Source organism: Halodesulfovibrio sp. MK-HDV, assembly GCF_009914765.1.
GTDB lineage: Bacteria > Desulfobacterota > Desulfovibrionia > Desulfovibrionales > Desulfovibrionaceae > Halodesulfovibrio.
Genome location: NZ_WYDS01000030.1, coordinates 1 through 21,737 on the forward strand (window position 1 = coordinate 1; position 21,737 = coordinate 21,737).

Here is a 21,737-nt window from a genome sequence, read left to right on the forward strand (position 1 = left end):
CTGAGCCAGAATCAAACTCTCCAGTTTAATAATTCTGTATTGAATTGTCCGTTACCGAAGCAACGAACAACGCTAGCTGATCTCTAAATCAATCCGATTCGCTATTTAATTGTCAAAGAGCTTTTTAATAAAAGCTCCACTCGGCTAGTAAGCCTTGTGTCGAGCTGGCGTTTATGCCACCCGGCCGCTAAGCTGTCAACAACTTTCTGAAATTTAATTTCTTCCGTTGTGCGACGAACCCTTGTCTCGCGGCGTGGAGGGAGTGTTTAGGCTTTCCTCTTTCCGCTGTCAAACCCTTTTTAAAAGTTTTTTAAAAAACCTTTTTGAAGAGCTCTACGACTTGGGTAACTACCGATTGTGAAATGAACTTTCCTCGCTTCAAGAACTGCTTCTCCGTAGCGAGGAAAGAGGTTCTATGGCTTTTGCCCCCCGCCGTCAACAGCTTTTTTAGATTTTCTGCATTAATTTTTACTCATATTGAGAGAGCGTTACCCCATTTCCGTCTTACCCCTTGGCACAGAACGATTCTCTACAATTACGCCCTGCCTATCTGTTCATCCCATTTCTTTAAAAACATACCCGCGGTCAAGGGGGCGCCCTCCTTGCGGGTGCTTGCGCCAGTGACCGTTCACGAGGAACAAATGATCACGGACGCCAGTCCCTTGTGGAGGCAGCGCCCTTGCTCCTCGAAGAGTCCCCGAAAGCAAGCGTCTTTCGGCAACAACCACTTGATGTCAGACCAAAAACCAAAAAAAGGGTGAACCGAAGCGGCTCACCTTTTTGTATCATTATATAGTACAAACTACTCTTTTGACTTTTTGACCCTACCCATCTCCGCCCTTTATCTCTAATTCCGTAAAAATAAAATGTGTATTACTCATCATTTACATCATTAGTATGCAAGGGGTTAATCTCTACAATGCAAAATCCTTTTAAACAAACCAACGCCAACTTCCATTCCAAGAAGCATTCAATATATTTCTGGTGGAGTGCGCTGCTACTGCTCATTCTTGTCATTTTTTCCTGTTTCTTTATCTTTGCAAGCTACTACTTGCAGGTGTCCCATTACCATCAGGACTTCATGGATAAGGGCATTGAAAAATCCAAACTCTTGAGCATTCACCTAAACAATGAAATCGAAGAGCAGCAGGCTGTTATTCAATATCTGGCGAAAGACAATGACTTGCTTAACGCCATGTCGATGGATGATGATCCCGCAGTACTAAAATGGATTAGTGCTGTGCACAACTTCGACCGCAATCAGATTTATTTTATCCAATCAATTAAGACGAACAAAATATTTTCGTTCGGGCAAACCACAACGGACGTTAGAGACGTCCTGCGCCATTCCACTGCTTCTCCTAATTTTTCCATCTATAAAAGCTCATCTGGTCAATATTTGCTTTGCATTACTCAGGCGTTGCGAGTCGAGGGAAGCATTGTCGGTATTATCGGTAGCATTTTTTCTTTCACCTCTTTTACAAATTCTATTGATCTCGATCGGAACCTGTACAGCATTCTTATCGAAAAAAATGGTAAATTTACCGACATCCTTTCTGGAACAACAATAACCAATCCAGTTACACTATTACAAAACGCCATACAGGGCATTTCCCACTCTGTTCTTTTCAACCATGAGCATCTTGCTATACCTATCGGTATGAATCAGCTCTACCTGTATGCATACACAAAAACGCTGACCCCCAACCTTTCCACTATTCTTTTCACATGGTTGCTTCTCTGCTTCCCCGGATTTCTCATTACATATTGGCTCGCACTAAAACTTTCGAAAAAAGGAATCGAATCTATTCTGCGTCTTACATCATTTTCGGGTGATAGAAGGAAAGACAAAGAGATCATGCTGGAACTTGCCGAGAACTCGTTCATAAATGAAGTCAGCAATGGCGCTCAAAAACTTGTTACATACTGTGATCAGCTTATACAAAGCGAAGAGTACAAAAGACATACGGCTCTGTTTGAAGCATGTACAACTGCGCTTGTTGTTTGTGATCTGGATGGAAGAATTCTTGAATGGAATGAAGAACTAACCACCTTGTTAGGTGGCGCCAAAAAAAACCTTTACGGCATACCGGTCAAAGAAATTTTCAGCAGTATGGATCAGCTACGAGTCATCACAGGTATGGCGCATGTGAGACAATCTATTAATGCGCCGTTTGATTCGAACAATGTATTCCGTGCACGACTCAGATTAAATTCAGTTCGCAAACGCTCACAGCATATCGAAGCTGTTATCAAACACTTACAATATGCTAACCGCTCTTCTCTTGTTTTCATGCTCTACAACGTCACAAAACACGTAATTGCTGAACAGGGATTGCAGCGTGCAAAGAACTCTGCCGAAACAGTTACAAAAGACAGGCATCATTTTTACATGGGACTGACACAGGAGATTGAACCTCTTGCCGAAGCACTAAATCAGTCACTTATTCTCCTTAGTGAAACACAGCCGACTGAAATTCAGCAACGTCACATGGAGCATTTGCAATTCCATAACGAGCTGCTCTCTGAGCTTATTACGAATATTCGTGACTTTGCTCTGCTGGAAACAGGAAGTATCTTTTTTGAAAGGGCAACTTTTGAGCTTGAAACGCTCCTCAGGCAAGTTCATGCATCCACGTATTCTCGTGCTATGCAGCTGCAATCAGACATCTGTATTTACCTTGATCCGGCTGTTCCTCAAGAAATCTGGTTCGATTTTTCAAAGTCACTACAAGTCCTCAGTAACTTGATAAACATCGCAGCCAAACGAGTACACGGTGGCATTGTAACAATGACAGTCACAGCGGGTGAAGTGCTGAATAACCAAATGCAAATAGTCTTTGAAGTTTGCGGCCAGAAAAATCCCGTCAGGAATGAAGATGTCATCGCTGAAACAGGCACGTTACCTCAGCCTGAATATTATGGAGAGAGAGGGCAGCAACTAAGTTTGGCAATTATCGAACGCATGATTAAGATGTTTTCCATTGAACTGGAACAACACGTCACCCCGGCAGATGTTCATATATTTTCCCTCGAAGTAAACATTACGACACGCTATCCACTGCGCGACAACCTTCATCTGTTGCTTAAAGATAAAACGGTTCTGCTAACCTACTGCGAACACAACACAGTCAATTTTATTGGAAAGACCCTCAGCAGACTAGGGGCAACCTGCGTGTTCAGCCCTGTCGAAGATGGGTACTGCAAACACGTGATCGAAGCACAAGACTCATACGATGTCATCATCAGCTGCGGTTGCGCGTTCGAAGTTCTTTCTGAAAGTGAAACCCGCAACTACTGCCAACAGCTTACAACAACACTATACACAGTAACCCATTCATACTGGGAGCCAACGTATACCCACCCTAAAGTGGAATCACTCCGTAAGCCTGTCATGGTAAACGAATTACTTGCAAAGCTTTGCAACAAGCTACTTCCTACAGTTCAAGATTACACGGTGACTGGAAGTTCGCTGACATCTGGACTCGCTCTCATCATCGCGAAAAAAACTAACCAGACTGAATTCTTACTGAACAATCTACAGCAGCAAGGCTACTCAGTTGTTCTGGTTGAAGACGTGATGAAGGGCGTTGATGCACGACAGCTATATCAGCCTGAACTTATCCTGCTAGATACTGGATACGTGACACTGGACAGTTTTTGGCTGACCAAAAAAATTAGAGAAATGGAAGAAGCTGAACAACTTGAACCATCGCGCATTATCATGTTTATCAGTCAGGAATACGCAACAGCCCCAGAATACGTAGACAAATACACGCTGATTCTCAAAGCGAACACCGCTCCCAAAGAACTGTTTACTCACATTTCAGCGTTACGAGGCAAAGCAGACAACGTCCACGTTGCATAATTACAAAAAAAAAAGCCCACACAGTTGTGTGGGCTTTTTTATTAGCGTTTTGTTTTTTTCTTTNTTCGTCGAAGGTACGCTTCGAATGGCTTGAGCGGAACTTAAGCCTGATCGGTGCGTGTACAATCTTAAAGGCCTTACGTACCGCTTTTTCCAAGTAACGAATGTAGTGCTCTTTCAGGCGCTCATGGTCGTTACAGAAAAATACGAAAGTAGGCGGCAGAGTTTCTGCCTGAGTCATGTAGAAGAACTTTGGACGAACACGTTTAACAACTGGCGGCTGGTGTTTAGTAAGAACCTCGTCCAGTGTACGGTTAAGTACGCTTGTTGGAACGCGAACAGAACATTCCTCCCAAATCTGCTGAGCCAAAGGAAGAATCTGCTTCAGCCCCATGCGAGTATGCGCGGAAACGTGAACAACAGGCACATGGCCGCAATAGGCAAGCTCCTGCTTGTATTCTTTACGCACTTCCTGCATCTGCCTTGGGTTAACAAGGTCAGCTTTGTTGATGAGCACCATAAACGGAGTTTTACGCTCATCAAGCAGCTTCATAAGACGCTTGTCCTGAGAGGTAACACCTTCCGAGCCATCAAGAACAAGCAAAGTAACGTTTGCTTTAGTTGTTGACTTGATAGAGGAGTTTACAGAGTAACGCTCAACTGTGTCAGTAATTTTGGTACGTCGACGAACACCTGCTGTGTCTACAAAAGTGTAGCGCTTATCATCAACATCATAGGTAACGTCAACGGAGTCACGGGTTGTACCCGCAACATCAGAAACAATCATGCGCTCTGATTTAGTGAGTGCGTTGATGAGAGATGACTTACCAGCGTTAGGACGACCGAGCATTGCGATCTTAAGACCGAGCTGCACGTAATCTTCCGGCGGTACAAATTCGTCTCCGAATTCTTCTGAAATCTCTTCTAATTCTTCGTCTTCATCGGTGGCTTTACCAAGTGGAAGCATCTCACGAAGCATAATTTCGAAAGTACGCATCTGGAAGCCATGTTCACCGGAAAGAGCGATCATCGGGAAACCAAGTTCATGGAATTCCGAGGTGAACTCTTCTTCCAGCTCGCCACCATCTACTTTGTTAACAGCCAGCAGAACAGGCAACCCTGTTTTACGCGCAAAACTTGCAAGGCGTCTATCAAATGGCATCAGGCCATCACGGCCGTCTACAACAAGACAAAGTGCTTCACATTCAACAAGAGCTTCATTTACGCCGCGAAGAATTTCTTCTTCAAAACCACGAAGTTCATTAGGACCCTGGGCAGCTGTGACCTGGTTTTCATCCAGAGTTACACCACCGGTGTCGATGACGATCCATTCTTCGCCGTCACGGCGTACAAAGCCTTCCATACGGTCACGGGTAACGCCCGGACGGTCATGGGTGATTGCACGGTTACTACGAATAAGTCTGTTAAAAAGAGTGGACTTGCCCACGTTTGGGCGTCCGATAAGTGCGATTTTGAAAGTCATGATTGTTTCCGAAAAAATATAGGATAGCGGAGCTTGGTCCGCCTAGGTGCTTAGTATTCAATAGTTAGCAGACAATGACAGAGGTCTGCGGCAGGTGATGCCTTCAATCTATAGAATACACAAGAAGGCAAGAGGCAATACCTTAATAGTTTGTAGTATGCAAGTAAGCTGATATCAAACTTACTCGCAATATAAAACATGATACGGGGAAAAATAGTTGTTTGGTTGATTTTCTACAGACACATCAACTACAGTTCTCTAATAATAACTGCGGAGGATTCCCCCATGAAGAAGCTTTTATCCACGAAAGAAGTTGCGCAATACCTTGGTGTAAACGAAAAGATGATCTACACACTCATCTCTGAAAAAAATTTACCGGCCACCAAAGCTACCGGAAAATGGCTGTTCCCCGCACACCTTGTGGAACAGTGGGTTGAAGCCCGCACTATGAACTTTCCTGAACACGTGCCTACAAACTCTGCTATGGAAAAAACGCTCATTATCGCAGGCAGTAATGATATGCTTGTTGATTACGCTATGAAAATTTACATGCAGGAAAACGAAGGCTCCTATGCCGCGTTCTGCAATCTCGGCAGCCTTGGTGGAATCCGCGCAGTGCACAACGGCGCAGCACATATCGCCACAAGCCATCTTATGGATAGAGACGATAGTGACTACAACTTCTCCTTTACCCAAAATGAAATGCAGGAACCACCTGCAGTTGTGAACTTCTCCTTTCGCGAACAGGGATACATCGTTGCGAAAGGAAATCCAAAAAAAATTAAAAAGCACCAAAGACATCGCATCCGGCAACGTTACCGTTGTTAACCGTACCGCCGGCACAGGCACCAGACTGCTTTTTGATGCAGAGCTAGCCGCAGCCGGAGCGGAAGGTAAAACCATTCCCGGATACGACAACTGTGTGGCTCGTCATATTGATGTAGGATTCGAAATCATCAACGGTAACGCAGAGGCAGGGCTTGGTATCCGCGCAGTTGCACGTTCACTGAACCTCGATTTTATTCCAGTGCAGTGGGAACGGTATGATCTCATCATTCCTAAATCCCGCTATTTCGACAAAAACATTCAGGCATTCATCAGCCTGTTACGTGACCCACGGATAATCGCACACGCTGAAAAGCTTGGCGGGTATGATTTAAAACGCTCCGCAAGCGTCATTTACCCAGGCGAAGCCGGGGCACCTGAATAACTACCGAACAAATATTGACGCAATAAATCTCGACCAGTAAAGCATAATACTGTTACGGAGACATATATGCTTACATACCCAATCATAGACCCGACGGTCTTTTCTATCGGCCCCCTCAGTATACACTGGTACGGCCTGATGTACCTTTTTGGCTTCCTGTCCGCATGGCTGCTGGGCAGATATCGTGCCTCCAAGCCAACGAACGTTTGGAGCGCAGAACTGGTCGACGACTTAGTCACATTTTGCGTGCTCGGCGTTGTGCTCGGCGGCAGGCTCGGCTACGTACTTTTTTACGATTTGTCGTTCTACATTTCCAACCCTCAACAAATATTCGCTATATGGAACGGCGGCATGTCGTTCCACGGCGGCTTACTCGGCGTCATCATTTGTTTCGGACTCTTTGCCCGTAAAAACAAAATGACACTCTTTGAAATTGGTGACTTTTTTGCGCCTATGGTTCCTCCGGGATTATTTTTCGGAAGAATGGGCAACTTCATCAACGCAGAGCTATGGGGCAGAACAACAGACGCAGCAACTGGAATGGTTTTTCCCGGTGGCGGCCCACTGCCGCGCCATCCATCCCAGTTGTACGAAGCAGGATTGGAAGGCATACTGCTGTTCATCATCCTGTGGGGATTTTCTGCTAAACCTCGCCCTACTCGCGCTGTTTCCGGATTATTTCTTATTTTCTACGGACTGTTCCGTTTTATTGTAGAATTTTTCCGCGAGCCTGACCCACAGCTAGGCTTTATCGCCTTCAACTGGCTCACTATGGGAATGCTGCTATGCGTGCCTATGGTGCTTTTTGGTTTCTATCTTCTTTCGCTTGCTTACAAACGAAATCAATATCCTACGGATAGAAAATAATAACGTTACAGGTAAGTTAAAGCCGTTTCCCCCATTGACAGCAGGGTATATTTGTCGCTATCCACGCATAGTAGCAATAAAAAGAATTTTTACTGTAAAGATTCATATTACCAACTGTTTTATATGGAGGAATCATGGCTAAGGAAGAGGCCATTGAAGTTGATGGCACAGTGCAGGAAGCATTACCTAATGCAATGTTTAAAGTAGAGCTGAGCAACGGCCACAAGGTGCTTGCTCATATTTCTGGTAAAATGCGTAAATATTACATTCGCATTCTGCCTGGAGATACGGTTAAAGTGGAGCTTTCTCCATACGATCTTACCAGAGGGCGGATTGTTTACCGCAGTAAATAAAATTCTTGCCACTTCACATGTCATGCATTGTTCCCATGTATTGTAATTTTTACAATACGTGAGAGTGTACTGCAGTACGTTCAATGTAGAGTTGTATTCTAAAGCGGTGTGCTTTTGCACGCCGCTTTTTTTATATTCAACGAACTGTAGTGACGCCTGCAAAAATAATGCTTCTGCTTTTGAGGGTTGTGTAAACAACCAGCTACCCCACCCCCCATATCCAGCTTCTTTCGTAAGATTATATTGTAAATTCGCACAGATGCTTGCCACTATTTTGCTAAGGCTGTACAACGTTTTTTATAACTATACATAAAATAAAGGTGGTAGATTAACAGGTTCGAGCAATACAGAGTGAAAAATCTATCGATTGATAACTTGTACACTTCAGGAGGCCTGAATGGATACACAGCTAGAGGCGAAGATTGTTGAACGGGGTAAAGAGTTCTTCACCAGCATTAGTGGCGAGGCTCCATCTATTTTTAATAAGGGATGGTGGACCGGTAAAGTCATGGACTGGGCTATGAAGAATGACGACTTCAAAGTTCAGCTATTCCGTTTTGTAGACGTATTTCCTTATCTGAACACTTCGGAGTCGCTGTCCCGTCATATTCGCGAATACTTTTCCGGTGATGACCATGAAGTTCCATCCGTTCTTAAATGGGGTGCAGGCAAAGCAAGTTTTGGCGGTAAACTTACCGCTAAAATTATGGAAAAAACCATCCGCTCCAACATTGAGAACATGGGACGCCAATTTATTGTTGGTCAAAACACCAAAGAAGCAGTGAAGGGGCTTGCAAAGCTACGCAAGGAAGGCTTTACCTTTACCGTCGACTTACTCGGTGAAGCAACCGTGAGCGAAGAAGAAGCTGACGCGTACCGTGACGGTTACCTTGAAGTACTTGATGCAATCGCTGAAGAGCAGTCTAAATGGAAAGCACACGCCGGCGAGGGCGGCGATGGAAACATGGACTGGGGATTCACACCAAAAGTTAACGTATCTATTAAACCTTCTGCACTCTATTCTCAGGCAAAACCTGTTGATATTGAAGGCTCTGTCCAAGGCATCTACAAACGCCTTGAGCCTATTTACCGTAAAGTTATTGAAATGGGTGCATTCCTGTGCATTGATATGGAATCGCTCAAGTACCGCGAAATTACTTTAGAGCTGTACCGTCGTTTACGTAGCGCTCAAGAATTCCGCCATTATCCACATCTTTCTATCGTATTACAGGCATACTTACGCAGCACAGAACATGACGCTGAACAGCTTGTTCAATGGGCACGTACAGAACAGCTTCCTATCGCAGTCCGTCTGGTAAAAGGCGCATACTGGGATATGGAATCCGTACTGGCTAAACAGAACAACTGGGATTTCCCAGTATGGATGTACAAGCCGGAATCTGACATTGCATTCGAACGTGTCACCAAGATTCTGCTCGAAAACCATGACATCGTATACTTTGCCTGTGGTTCCCATAACATTCGCTCCATCTCTGCCACAATGGAAATGGCAAACTCCATGAACGTGCCTGAAGACCGGTACGAATTCCAAGTACTCTACGGCATGGCAGAACCTGTCCGTAAAGGCCTGCTCAAAGTAGCTGGTCGTGTACGCCTTTACTGCCCGTACGGTGATATCATACCGGGTATGGCGTACCTTGTTCGTCGTCTTCTCGAAAATACAGCGAACGAGTCTTTCCTTCGCCAGTCTTTTGCTGACGGTGCTGAAGTCACACGCCTTCTTGAAAATCCACAAATATCCTTAGATCGAGAGCTTGCCGCACGTCCTGAGCCTAAACCGGAAGAACTTGTAGACGGTCTGCCGATTTTCAAAAACGACGCCATGATCGACTTTACAATTCCACGCTGCCGTACCGCGTTCCCGAATGCTATCAGCAAAATACGCAGTGAAGCAGGCGGCATTATTCCGCTCTACATTAACGGCAAAGAAGTTATTACTGACGACGTTATCCCGACAACAAACCCAGCTGACTACACAGAAAAACTTGCTGACGTATGTCAGGCTGGAACAGAAGAAATTGATGCAGCACTCGAAGCCGCAAGCACAGCATTTCTCACTTGGCGTAATACGCCAGCAAAAGAGCGAGCAGAATGTCTGCTTAAAGCCGCAGAGCTTGCACGCGAACGTCAATACGAGCTGTCAGCATGGCAGGTTCTGGAAATTGGTAAGCAATGGGATCAGGCATTCCACGATGTTGGCGAAGGTATCGATTTCCTCGAATACTACGCCCGCGAAATGCTGCGTCTCGATAAGCCGCGCAAAATGGGACGTGCTCCGGGTGAACACAACCAGCTCTTCTACCAACCAAAAGGGGTAGCAGCTGTTATCTCGCCATGGAACTTCCCGTTTGCAATCGCAATAGGCATGTGCTCCGCTGCCATCGTGACAGGTAACCCTGTCGTCTACAAACCTGCATCCATATCATCACGCGTTGGCTACAACCTTGTAGAAATCTTCCGTGAAGCCGGACTACCGGATGGCGTATTCAACTACTGCCCGGGTCGAAGTTCCGTTATGGGTGACTACCTCATCGAGCATCCAAAAGTATCCATGATCTGTTTCACAGGTTCCATGGAAGTTGGTTTACGCATCCAGAACAAAGCATCTGTCGTTCAACCAGACCAGTTCCAGTGCAAGCGCGTTATCGCTGAAATGGGCGGCAAAAACGCCATCATCATTGATGACGATGCCGATCTCGATGAAGCAGTGCTGCACGTGGTTTACTCTGCCTTTGCTTTCCAAGGACAAAAGTGTTCCGCATGTTCCCGCGTTATCGTTCTCGACCCGATCTATGATCGTTTCATTGAACGACTCGTCAAAGCATGTCAGGACATCAAAATCGGTCGTTCCGAAGATCCTGAAAACTACATGGGGCCTCTTGCAGACGCTTCGTGTCAGACAACTGTTATGGATTACATCAAACTCGCTGAAGAAGAAGGAACAATCCTTCTCAAGCGTGAAGATCATCCAGCAGAAGGTGCATACGTTCCACTGACCATCGTAGGCGACATCAAGCCGGATGACCGGATCGCACAAGAAGAAATATTCGGACCTGTGCTCGCAATTCTACGTGCAGCATCCTTCGATGAAGCACTCGATATTGCAAACGGTACTCGCTTTGCCCTCACAGGCGGTGTGTTCTCCCGTTCACCAGAGCATCTCGAACAAGCACGAAAAGAATTCCGCGTCGGTAACCTTTACCTCAACCGCAACAACACTGGTGCACTCGTTGAGCGTCAGCCGTTCGGTGGGTTCAAAATGTCCGGTGTCGGCTCCAAAACCGGTGGCCCAGACTATCTCCTTCAATTCCTCGATCCGCGTGTGGTTACAGAAAACACCATGCGCCGTGGCTTCGCGCCTATCGAAGAGGATGATGACTGGATTTAGTGTATGCTGTGCCTTTGGCAACCCTGCGGGGCTTGCCTCCGGCGGCCAAAGAACCTTGTTGAAACAAGGTTCTCTGGACTCTCCAAAAACTTTTAACTGCGAGGTAAGCCCGTTGAATATGTTTTCACGCGGCTATGCACCACGACCTTGAGGTTATGGTGTAAAAAGATAAACCTCGCCCCTTTACTCAGTAACCTCTGTGTTACTTAGAATACACAAAAGGGTTGGTGCCATTGGTGCCAACCCTTTTTATATATAAAATTTCTATACGGATTCTTTTACAACCAACAAAAAAGGATGACCCGCAAGGGTCATCCTTTTTATATTTCATCATTAAGCCGTAATTGAGTTAACCAACAGGTGCCCTTCGATAAATGGGTCAAGGGGGATTCCCCCTTGCGGATGCAAGGCGGAGCCTGCCCGTCGGAGACTCGCCGAAGGCAACAAAGCTCAAGCGCCGCAGGCACTCCCGCTTCACTATCCTTTTTTAACTACTGTCGCATCATCAACCAGATACATTATGTTTCTGTACTTGAGGCCGGAATGTAGACTGAGTCCGACTTCACATGTTCTGCTTGTTGAGTAGGCTTCGTCACAGTCTTCAACTTGCTTAGGTAAATCTGCTAGCGCTGCTTTATTGAGCTCTGGGAACGAGAAGCCTCTGTCACCGGCAAAGCCACAACAATATACGTCATCAGGAAGCACAACTTTTTCTGCACACATGTTTGCAAGCTGTACGAGCGGCTCTACTAGATTCATTTCGCGCACTGTACATGTTGGATGAATCGCCACTTTGCGAGGAAGTTTTACGAACTCGAGCTTCTCTGGCAAACATTCCAAACAGAAACGAATTGGATCGTAGAGCGTGAGACGCTTGTCCATATGATCGAGCATACGATGCAGACACGGACTGGTGTCGCAGAGAACGGGATATTTGCCATTTTCTGAACTATCCAGCAGTGCATCGGAAAGCTCTTTCGACTTTGTTTCGCCTTGTGCGGTGTAGCCTTTAGAAGCAAACGCCTGACCACAGCAAAGATTCTTCATGTTAGACGGGAACAGAACTTCGTATCCAGCTTTTAAAAGGAGCTGAATTGTTTTCTGCGGAATATCTGTTGTTTCTGGATCACCTTTTGACGGCCCCATTGTTCTGCTTATACAGCTTGGGAAGTAGACAACTTTATCCGGATTTCCGTCATTGATCGGCACAGGCTTGATAGGGCCAGCGCTCGTTGGCATCTCTTTATTCCAAAGCGGAATTTTTTTCATGGAAACAACACGAAGTACGTTTGCTCCAGAATCCATTACGCGGGTGCCGAGCAGGCGGTGCGCGAGGTTTGCACCTGTAAGTGCTCCTTGCACGCCTTTGGCTACGGTGCTGAAATTGCGCCCTACCCAATCTGCTGCAGTGTTTGCAAAAGAGGATGCTTTTTGTGCGCGTAAATCCTTAATCATGGTTCCTGTATTGATATCTACAGGACAACGGGTATGACACAACCCATCTGTCGCACAGGTTTCCATGGCAAGGTAGTTGAACTCTGCCCACATTTTTTTCAGTCGATGCTGTTCTTCCGGAATATCTTTAAGCCGGTGTAACTCGCGCAGACTTGTGATTCGCTGACGCGGAGTAAATGTTACGTTTGCGGATGGACAGATTGGTTCACAGAATCCACACTCAATACATTTATCCACAATGTCATGAGCGGCTGGCAACGGTTTGAGTGCTGTCAGATGCGCACGCGGATCGTCGTTAATGATTACGCCCGGGTTCAGCAAGTTGTATGGATCGAGCAATTCTTTAAGCTCACGCATAAGATCATGCGCCTGCTTACCCCACTCTAGCTCTACGAACGGCGCCATGTTACGCCCTGTTCCGTGTTCTGCTTTAAGCGAACCTTTGTACTCGGTTGCTACCATAGTACAAACTTCATCCATAAACCCTTGGTACCGGTCAATCTCTGACGCTATGTTGAAGTCCTGTGTGAAAACAAAATGCAAGTTTCCTTCCAGCGCGTGACCAAACATAATTGCCAAATCGTACTTGTACTTTTTCAGCAACTCATCAAGACGCGCTACGCCTTCTGCAAAGCTTTCCGGCGGGAAGGCTACGTCCTCGATAATAACAGTGGTTCCTGTATCTCGAACGGCACCAACGGCTGGGAACAAGCCCTTACGTACTGCCCAGAATTTCGCACACTGAATTGGATCATGGCAGAATTCCACAGGCTCAAGTTTATTAATATGGTCAATGGACGCGACAATTGCCAGCACCTGCTGTTCAATTTCAAATGGATCATTTGAAGCAGTTTCGATTAAAAGTGATGTCGTGCCTTTGGCGATATCTTTAATTGAATCCGGCATCCCCGGCTTATCACTTACGGAGCGTAATGAACGTTCGTCCATAAGCTCTACAGCCGATACTGGCTGCTTTTTCAATTCCATTGTTGCAAGACATGCATCCTGCAAGCTTGGGAACATGGCAAGCGTGGTAGCTTTGTATTTAGGTTCAATAACCGTTCGGTAGGTGACTTCTGATATGAATCCTAGCGAACCTTCAGAACCTACCATGAGGTGCTGTAAAATTTCGTACGGATCATCAAAGTCGACGATCGCGTTCAGACTGTAACCTGTGGTGTTTTTAATTTTGAATTTTTTGGATATGAGACCAGACAAACTTTTGTCTGCCATTACGCGTTCACGAATACTTTCAAGCCCTTTCACCACTTCCGGATGCTTTTCAGCGAAAGCTTTCTTGCTATTTTCACACGCGGTATCAAGCAGTGTGCCGTCATACAAGGCAAGCCGCATACTATGAAGAGTTTTATAGCTGTTTTCAGCTACGCCACAACACATACCGGAGGCGTTGTTGGCAACAATACCACCAATTTTTGCGCTATCGATCGATGCAGGGTCCGGACCGATTTTTCTGCCGAACGGCAATAACGCCCTGTTCGCCTGACTACCGATAAGCCCCGGTTGAACAATGAAGCGAGTCGCATTTTCTGTGATGCGGTAATTTCTCCAAGAGTCACCGATTCGTACCAGAACTGAATCAGATATACCTTGACCAGAAAGACTGGTTCCAGCAGCACGAAATGTTACGGCGACCCTATGAGTATCCGCAAGCTGGAGGACATGCAGCACTTCTTCTTCAGATTCTGCATCTACAACCATTTTTGGAATAAGGCGGTAAAAACTGGCGTCTGTTCCGTACGCCAGAACCTGTAACGGATCTTTATAAATTCTTTGTTTTGGAATTACAGACAGTAAGTCATTATAAAAAGCTGTATGCGGCGTTACATGCATTGCGCGTACTCCTACTTAGTTTTCAAATAGTATGAGCACAGTAGCATTACCGCCCACTGCAATAAATGAAAACTTTACTATCATTACAAAAAAAGCCCCCGCAGAAGCGGGGGCCTAGAATTCCAAAGGAATATGTTGTTACTAGTTCGCGTAAATTTTCAGATTATCACCAGGACGAAGAATAGAGCGTTTGCTCAGTCTGTTCCAACGGAGAACATCTTTATATGATACGCCAAACTTTTTAGCGATGGTCCATACAGATTCACCTCTGCGAACCTGATACGCTACAGTCTTAGTACTTTTCTTGCTAGATGATCTCTTAGCAACAGTAGTCTTAGACTGGTTCGGGATGTACAGCTTGCTACCGGCACGAAGTCGCTTAGCGGAACGTAAACCGTTTGCTGACAGGAGTGTTTTTACACTCACACCAGTAGCGCGGGAGATATCATACAAGGTATCACCCTTCTGAACGATGTAATTGCCGCGTTTCTGCGCAATTGCACGGGTTTTAGCACGCGGACTGCGCCATGCAACCTGTGTTGAGTTACTGCCGGGAATCATCAAGCGCTGTCCCGGTCTCAGCAAATTACTTTTGCGGTTGTTGATCTTTTTAAGTACCGAAATCGGTACACCATGTCTTCGACCAATACGGTACCAGGAATCACCTTTGCGCACCTTGTAAGCAAGCCAACCAGCGTAAGGTCGGGATTTATCGCTTTCAAGGAAGGCAGTAGCCTTAGAGGCTTTATTCGATGGTACATAAACAGTCGACACATAGTCTGGCGGGCTTACCTGACGACGGAACGCAGTGTTCATGTCAGAGAATGCACGCCATTTAAGATTAAGATCATTAGAAAGAGCAAGTAGATCCGTACCGCCCTTTACCTGAATTGGTGTGACGTTTTCACAAGGGATCTCGTTAACAGGCTCAAAACCGAGTTTTTCGAGGTTACGCATGATCTTCACGACAGCAAGAAACTTAGGAACGTAATGTTTAGTTTCTTTGCGAAGTCTTGCACGGTAACTTAGCTTGTGGTTTTTTTGTGTTAATTCAAAGAAGCTTTCTGCGCCGGTTTTTTTAATAGCACGACCAATCTTGCCCTCGCCTGCATTGTATGCAGCAATAGCGAGGTACCAGTCCCCGAAATCGTTATATAATTTTAGAAGATAATCTGCGGCGGCAGATGCGGATTTGTAAGGGTCACGTCGCTCGTCAATCCACCAGTTCTGGTGTAAACCATAGACTCTACCTGTGTACGGCATAAACTGCCAAACACCAGCAGCTCCAACTCGGGAGTATGCTTTTGCGTTGAATCCACTTTCAACAAAGGCCAGATATACAATCTCTTCTGGTAGACCTTTTTCTTTAAAAATCTCGGTTGCATGTGGAAGCAACATGCCACAACGGGCAAGGTAGCGCTGGAATGTTTTGCGACCTCTGTGAGTGAAATACTTGAAATACTGCTCAACGACCTTACGATCACTCTCATCCATCTCAATATCGATGTTAAGGCGAGTTTCAAGCGCTTCAATCTCTTCACTGGATAATGGCTCTGCGTCATCTGCAGGCGGTACCTGCACATCCACAACTTCATCTGCCGGTTCACCACCGACTTCAAGCTCAACAAGCTCTGAAATCATGGTAGTATCATCCGGAATAAGAACTGGCAGTGTGGCCGTGCTCTTGCTCGGTTTAGGTGCACATGCTGCAAGCAACATGCACGCAAGGCACAAAAGAAGAATCTTTTGGAAAGTCATTTTGTGAGTATCAGAGTTTTTCTGCATCTATTTTCCATTTAGCGGGGGTGTAACTATTGCAAGACTAGTTTTAGACAGGTATTTCACCCTAATAATGTTATGCCACCTACCCTATACGAGAGTACAAGGCAATCATCAGTTACAAAGAATCTTACATCTATTTAGCGATTTTTTCAGGATATATAATTATGAGCGACAATTACGACGAAAACACCGATGGCATCCTTCCTGGCGTAAAACCAGTAACCGAACAACTTGCGTCTTCACCAGAGCAAGTTGACTCCGTGCTCATCCGTAAAGATAAGCGCGGGCCGGAAATCACAAAAATTACTGATCTGTGCAAAAAAAGCAAAATTCGTTTTATGTTTGTACAGGACCCTACTTTGAACAAATTGTTCGAAGGGAACCATCAGGGCGTTATCGCAAAAATATTTAAAGCAGGCTTTAAGTCTGAAGAAGAAGTTCTCACAGAAGCATTGGAAGCAGAATTACCACTTGTTGTTGTTCTGGACCAAATTCAGGATCCAGGTAACGCGGGAACACTCGCTCGTACCGTTTATGGAATTGGCGCTGGCGGTATGATTGTTCACAAACACAATGCTTCTTTTCTGGGCGCAGCCGCTGCAAAAGTTTCTGCCGGCGCACTTGGCAAACTGGCAGTTGCAAAAGCCACTAATATTTCTCGCACATTAGAACTTGCAAAAGAGATGGGCTATTTTGTGTACGGTGCAGAATCAAAAGAAGGCGCAGAAAATTTGTTTAAAGCCAAATTACACACGCCTGCAATTTTAGTATTAGGAAACGAAGAAAAAGGTATCCGCCCGAATGTCGCCAAGCGACTGGATGTATCTCTGTTCATCCCTATGGCTCATGGCTTCGATTCGCTCAACGTAGCGCAAGCTGGTGCCATGATCCTTTCTCAATTTTATGCTGCAAGTTGTGATTAATCTACAATACACTGTATTGTAAAAGGATTATTTATGCTGAGCAGTACTGTTCTTTATAAGTACACAAACTAAAGAGAAATGCTGCAAACCGTGATTTCATGCGGATTTGCAACAATTTGAAGAGAATACAGGCAGGATGAAAAAGAAGTCAAAAGGCCGCCAAAACTGACGGCCCTTTGGGTTACAATCTACTTGTTGACGCTGTCCATCAACGCTTTAGCTGGTGAAAATTTCACAACTTTGCGGGCTGGAATGGTCATAGGCTGACCGGTCTGCGGGTTACGTCCGGTACGTTCAGCACGGTCGTAAACAGAAAATGCACCAACATTTGGAAGGCGAACACCCTGTTCGCTTACGACGCCTTTAGTTAATACTTTGCAAAATGCGTCATACGCTTTTTCAGCACTAACTTTAGTTTCGAAAACTTCCGGCAGGGTGTCCTTAAGAGCTACAACAAACTCAGCTTTTGTCAGCATGAGAGTATCCTCCTTGCGAAATGGTTCTCCCCCTAGACAAGCCTTTGTAATGTATAGCTTTGATTCTATGCAGATATAAGGCGTTTATGTCAATCATTTCTGAGATAGAATTGTGCTAAAATTGAATTTTTCCGTTATATTTCTCAAAAAACCGCGTTAGTTCCTGTTTCACAGGAATTTAACGCGGTTTTTTTAACTCTTATTTTTCTTTTATAAGTAAGCAGTCGATCATCAAAATGGAACCTTAACTCATATATTCCATTTCAAATGCTACATATTGCCCTTCAACAATTCGTTTACCAGTTCAGCAGCAACGTTAGCTCCTGATTCGTTCCAATAAACATCATCTGTCCACCATATAAGCTCTTTACGGCGTCCCCATTCAACAATTGCTTTTGCTTGAAGATGTGGAGTCAAATCGTACACCTTAAATGAATGATTCTCAGTCATAGCGCGCAGGGCTGCTAATTTTGGAGACTCAGGTATCTGTGGCACATCTCCACCCAACAAATTTGCATAAACTCGCAGCTTGGTAGGAACAAAGACGACAGTATTTACAAGCCCTGCGTTATCACTAAGCGATCCAAGTAATTCTTCAAATTTTGGATCTGCTTTATATGTGGTAGCAAGGGTTTCCGTAACATATGCTTCTGAAAACGCCATGCTTCTTGCGCCGATTGGGAATGTGACAACCCCAGACTGATCCGCACTGTTTGCTAAGAATCCGTCTCTGTACTCTCGCAACATTCGGCCAAGGTCATTATTGCTCAAAAATTTTGTAAGACGTTTAAGCGGGTAATGCACTTCTGAACTAAAAGGCTTAAAGTCCTCGCCTTCAAACACAAAAAGAATACCGTTCTTAACCAAACCTTGTTCTTTAACTAGCGTCAGAGCCAACAAAGCCTGCTCATCAAGAGAACCCGGAGTGCCGATGTTATACGCTGCAACATCATAGTCCTGCTGCAAAATATCGCTAATTAAAGATGACTGCGTGTTTCCGTTGCCGACAACAAAGCCACCACCAATCAACAGTACATCAGGGTTGTTCACTCCGTTTGAATTACGAAGTCCATTTTTATCAGTCACAAAAACAATCTCTCGGGCAACCGGTGCGACTCTTGGATCTACACGCGCCAGTAGACCTGCGTTTTGCTCCATCTGCACCTGCCTATCAGGGGCAAAGGTGTAAAACGCTAAGCTTGGATTGTACTCTGCAAGGTATTGTTCCGGAGTTGCGGCATTTTTTTCAGCAAGGCCGCTTACAGTGACACCGCCCCACACAACAAAAGTAGCCAGTGCAAACGCACCAGTAATATACAAAGCATTATTCCCGCGCATGAAAATGCACGCGACAGCCCAAATAGCCAATGCGTATGCAATGATATGCACATCAAATATTCCATACACAGCTAGTGTCGCAGAAAAAACAACTGCACAGACAACACCGATCAAAACTTGTTTTAACATTCTTACCTTCCATGAGCTGAGTTTGGTTTTTCAACCAACTTTAACCCTAAGCGGTCATAGAGTTTCCGTCAAACTCCTTAGTCTGAATATAAGAATCAGCGTTTTGTTTAATGAACACTGGTTAGCAAATCACTATACTGAAAGCTCAAACAATTTTATTTTAAGGCCTTTTTTTGTAAAAAAAGTGTACTGTCCTTTAATTATCATTTTTATATGGCAACTCTGCGTTAATTAATATAGTTACTATTAGCAATTACGACTTTGTCAGAAATAAACGTATAATACACAATAAGGTGCGAGCGAACATGGTTGAACAGCAAACCCCAGCTGATATTGAGTCCCTAGAAGTTAATGAAAACGCCGAAATTGTTTTAGCAAGACGTTATTACCGCAAAGATTTTGACGGTAACCCTATCGAAGATGCCACAAAATTATTCTGGCGTGTTGCATTTGCCATTGCTGCAGAAGAAAGCAAGTACGAAAAGACCACAGTTTCTCCTGATGTCTTGGCAAAAGACTTCTATTCTATGATGGCCAACATGGAATTTCTGCCAAACTCTCCAACACTCATGAATGCAGGCACGTCACTTGGACAGCTTGCGGCTTGTTTTGTGTTGCCTGTTGGTGATTCAATCGAAGAAATTTTTGACGCAGTAAAACATGCAGCCATGATTCATAAATCAGGCGGCGGTACCGGCTTTTCATTCTCCCGCTTGCGCCCTAAAGATTCACGCGTAGGATCAACTGGCGGAGTTGCCTCCGGCCCAGTATCTTTCCTGCGTATTTTCAATACAGCTACCGAACAAATCAAACAGGGTGGTACACGACGCGGTGCCAACATGGGCATCCTTCGCATCGACCATCCTGATGTTATGGAATTCATTCGTGCAAAAGAACGTGAAGGTGAATTCAACAACTTCAACTTCTCCGTAGCGCTCACGGAAGACTTTATGAAAGCCGTGGAAAGCGGAGAAGACTACGATCTTATTGATCCGCACAATCAAAACATCATCACCACACTCAACGCACGCGAAGTCTTCGAAATCCTTGTTCAGAAGGCATGGGAAAAAGGCGATCCGGGGATCGTATTTCTCGATCGCATTAACCGCGACAACCCGACACCGGCGCTTGGAGAAATCGAATCAACGAATCCGTGCGGTGAGCAGCCACTGCTTCCATACGAAGCATGCAATCTTGGCTCTATCAACCTGAATGTGATGTTGAAACAAGACGACAGTAATATTCTTTCTGTAGACTGGGATCGTCTTCGCCGCGTCATTCATCTCGCTGTACGCTTTCTTGATAACGTAATTGACGCATCGCGCTACCCACTTGACCGAATTACCGAAATGGTAACAACCAACCGTAAAATCGGTCTTGGTATCATGGGTTGGGCAGATATGCTTTTCCAGTTGAATATTCCATACGATAGCCAGGAAGCACTCAATCTTGCTGAAAAGGTCATGGAATTTATTCAGGCAGAAGGAAGAGCCGCATCCAAACAGCTTGCAAAAGAACGCGGTGCATTCCCTGCATACAAAGATTCTATTTTTGGCGAACGAGATCTTGGGCCATACCGTAACGCAACAGTTACCACTATCGCACCTACTGGCACCCTCTCCATTCTGGCAGGCTGTTCTTCAGGCATCGAACCGCTTTTTGCCCTTTCCTTTGCCCGCTACGTCATGGATGGTGACAAGCTGGTAGAGACAAACCCATTCTTTAAAGCTGCGTTGGAAGAACGAGGTTGCTACTCAGAAAAGCTTATGGATTCGATCACAGAAAAAGGCACCATCGCAGATATTGATTATCTTCCGGAAGATCTTCGCAAAGTTTACGTGACCGCCATGGATATCGATGCTGAGTCTCATCTAAAAATGCAGGCAGCATTCCAGAAATACACAGACAACGCCGTATCCAAGACTGTGAACGTTCCAAAAGAAGCAACCGTAGATGATATCCGTTCCATCTACTGGATGGCATATGAACAAGGCTGCAAAGGTGTAACTGTATATCGCGATGGTAGTCTGCAATCACAAGTTCTTTGCACCGAAGGTTCCAAGAAAGAAGAAGAGTCTGCTCTGGTACGACCTAAGGTTGACCGCCCTGAAATCGTCTACGGGTTCACTCAAAAAGTTGAAACAGGAATGGGCATGCTTTACGTGACCATCAATGAAATTGATGGACGACCATTTGAGCTATTCGCGACCATCGGTAAATCCGGTCGTTCCATCACAGCTAAAGCTGAAGCCATCGGAAGATTGGTATCGTTAGCACTTCGAGCAGGTATCGAACCTATCGATATTGTACGTCAGCTCAAAGGTATTGGTGGAGAACACCCAGTATTTCAGAAAAAAGGGTTACTCCTTTCAATTCCAGATGCAATCTCATGGATTTTAGAAAACCGTTACCTTAAATCTTCTATATCCGTTCATGCCACAAACGGACTCACAAAGCAGCTTTGTCCAGAATGCGGCAATGAGTTAGTCTTCGAAGAAGGCTGCAACAAATGCTACGGTTGCGGGTTCACCAAATGTGGATAATAAAAACTCGCACATAAATTTGAATTAAAAATATAGCCGGTTGTCATAGA

At 45.2% G+C, this 21,737-nt stretch carries 12 protein-coding genes and 1 pseudogene; 8 read left to right on the plus strand and 5 right to left on the minus strand.

The features are described 5' to 3' along the window. Positions 1 to 919: 919 nt before the first annotated feature. Entirely contained in the window at positions 920 to 3,868 is a 2,949-nt protein-coding gene (locus MKHDV_RS17475) for a PAS domain S-box protein (protein ID WP_160717627.1), read from the plus strand. A gap of 64 nt (positions 3,869 to 3,932) precedes the next feature. Here the strand turns inward: MKHDV_RS17475 and der are convergent. Next, positions 3,933 to 5,351, minus strand: a pseudogene (gene der / locus MKHDV_RS17480) (ribosome biogenesis GTPase Der); the annotation flags it as partial. A gap of 285 nt (positions 5,352 to 5,636) precedes the next feature. Between der and MKHDV_RS19030 the strand changes: the two are divergent. From MKHDV_RS19030 to pruA, 5 genes are all read left to right on the plus strand, one after another. Continuing rightward, on the plus strand, positions 5,637 to 6,179 hold the full coding sequence (locus MKHDV_RS19030; RefSeq protein ID WP_254060513.1) for a substrate-binding domain-containing protein: 543 nt from the start codon (positions 5,637 to 5,639) through the stop codon (positions 6,177 to 6,179). Then, positions 6,109 to 6,561, plus strand: a complete 453-nt coding sequence (locus MKHDV_RS19035; RefSeq protein ID WP_254060514.1) for a substrate-binding domain-containing protein — start codon at positions 6,109 to 6,111, stop codon at positions 6,559 to 6,561. The genes MKHDV_RS19030 and MKHDV_RS19035 overlap by 71 nt, the downstream gene beginning before the upstream one ends. Before the next feature lie 66 nt (positions 6,562 to 6,627). Further along, positions 6,628 to 7,428, plus strand: coding sequence for a prolipoprotein diacylglyceryl transferase (gene lgt, locus MKHDV_RS17490; RefSeq protein ID WP_160717629.1), 801 nt, complete (start codon positions 6,628 to 6,630; stop codon positions 7,426 to 7,428). 134 nt (positions 7,429 to 7,562) lie between these two features. Further along, positions 7,563 to 7,781: a translation initiation factor IF-1 gene (infA, locus tag MKHDV_RS17495; RefSeq protein ID WP_160717631.1), complete on the plus strand. Its 219-nt coding sequence runs from the start codon at positions 7,563 to 7,565 to the stop codon at positions 7,779 to 7,781. 397 nt (positions 7,782 to 8,178) lie between these two features. Beyond that, positions 8,179 to 11,190 carry an L-glutamate gamma-semialdehyde dehydrogenase gene (gene pruA / locus MKHDV_RS17500; protein WP_160717633.1) on the plus strand — a complete coding sequence of 1,004 codons (3,012 nt, stop codon included), beginning with the start codon at positions 8,179 to 8,181 and terminating at the stop codon, positions 11,188 to 11,190. A 477-nt stretch (positions 11,191 to 11,667) separates the two neighbouring features. Here the strand turns inward: pruA and MKHDV_RS17505 are convergent, their stop codons facing one another. Next, a complete protein-coding gene (locus MKHDV_RS17505; protein ID WP_160717635.1) occupies positions 11,668 to 14,496 on the minus strand; it encodes an FAD-binding and (Fe-S)-binding domain-containing protein in 2,829 nt (942 codons plus the stop codon). Between the two features lie 141 nt (positions 14,497 to 14,637). Then, positions 14,638 to 16,281: a LysM peptidoglycan-binding domain-containing protein gene (locus tag MKHDV_RS17510; protein ID WP_160717637.1), complete on the minus strand. Its 1,644-nt coding sequence runs from the start codon at positions 16,279 to 16,281 to the stop codon at positions 14,638 to 14,640. A gap of 161 nt (positions 16,282 to 16,442) precedes the next feature. Here MKHDV_RS17510 and MKHDV_RS17515 point away from each other — a divergent pair, with 161 nt between their 5' ends. Further along, a complete protein-coding gene (locus tag MKHDV_RS17515) occupies positions 16,443 to 17,201 on the plus strand; it encodes an RNA methyltransferase (protein WP_160717639.1) in 759 nt (252 codons plus the stop codon). A gap of 188 nt (positions 17,202 to 17,389) precedes the next feature. On the opposite strand, the gene MKHDV_RS17520 is transcribed toward MKHDV_RS17515, so the two are convergent. Both MKHDV_RS17520 and MKHDV_RS17525 read right to left on the minus strand, forming a co-directional pair. Next, entirely contained in the window at positions 17,390 to 17,677 is a 288-nt protein-coding gene (locus MKHDV_RS17520; RefSeq protein WP_160717641.1) for an HU family DNA-binding protein, read from the minus strand. Positions 17,678 to 17,947: 270 nt separating this feature from the next. Beyond that, positions 17,948 to 19,144 (minus strand): hypothetical protein, encoded by a 1,197-nt coding sequence (locus MKHDV_RS17525; protein ID WP_160717643.1) that lies wholly within the window; start codon positions 19,142 to 19,144, stop codon positions 17,948 to 17,950. A gap of 305 nt (positions 19,145 to 19,449) precedes the next feature. On the opposite strand from MKHDV_RS17525, the gene MKHDV_RS17530 reads away from it, so the two are divergent. Continuing rightward, positions 19,450 to 21,687, plus strand: coding sequence for a vitamin B12-dependent ribonucleotide reductase (locus tag MKHDV_RS17530; protein ID WP_160717645.1), 2,238 nt, complete (start codon positions 19,450 to 19,452; stop codon positions 21,685 to 21,687). Positions 21,688 to 21,737 lie beyond the last annotated feature (50 nt).

Bases quoted from the DNA above. Each gene is read 5' to 3' on its own strand.
- MKHDV_RS17475 (WP_160717627.1), top strand. From the start codon at position 920: ATGCAAAATCCTTTTAAACAAACCAACGCCAACTTCCATTCCAAGAAG.
- MKHDV_RS19030 (WP_254060513.1), top strand. From the start codon at position 5,637: ATGAAGAAGCTTTTATCCACGAAAGAAGTTGCGCAATACCTTGGTGTA.
- lgt (WP_160717629.1), top strand. From the start codon at position 6,628: ATGCTTACATACCCAATCATAGACCCGACGGTCTTTTCTATCGGCCCC.
- infA (WP_160717631.1), top strand. From the start codon at position 7,563: ATGGCTAAGGAAGAGGCCATTGAAGTTGATGGCACAGTGCAGGAAGCA.
- pruA (WP_160717633.1), top strand. From the start codon at position 8,179: ATGGATACACAGCTAGAGGCGAAGATTGTTGAACGGGGTAAAGAGTTC.
- MKHDV_RS17505 (WP_160717635.1), bottom strand. From the start codon at position 14,496: ATGCATGTAACGCCGCATACAGCTTTTTATAATGACTTACTGTCTGTA.
- MKHDV_RS17510 (WP_160717637.1), bottom strand. From the start codon at position 16,281: ATGCAGAAAAACTCTGATACTCACAAAATGACTTTCCAAAAGATTCTT.
- MKHDV_RS17515 (WP_160717639.1), top strand. From the start codon at position 16,443: ATGAGCGACAATTACGACGAAAACACCGATGGCATCCTTCCTGGCGTA.
- MKHDV_RS17520 (WP_160717641.1), bottom strand. From the start codon at position 17,677: ATGCTGACAAAAGCTGAGTTTGTTGTAGCTCTTAAGGACACCCTGCCG.
- MKHDV_RS17525 (WP_160717643.1), bottom strand. From the start codon at position 19,144: ATGTTAAAACAAGTTTTGATCGGTGTTGTCTGTGCAGTTGTTTTTTCT.
- MKHDV_RS17530 (WP_160717645.1), top strand. From the start codon at position 19,450: ATGGTTGAACAGCAAACCCCAGCTGATATTGAGTCCCTAGAAGTTAAT.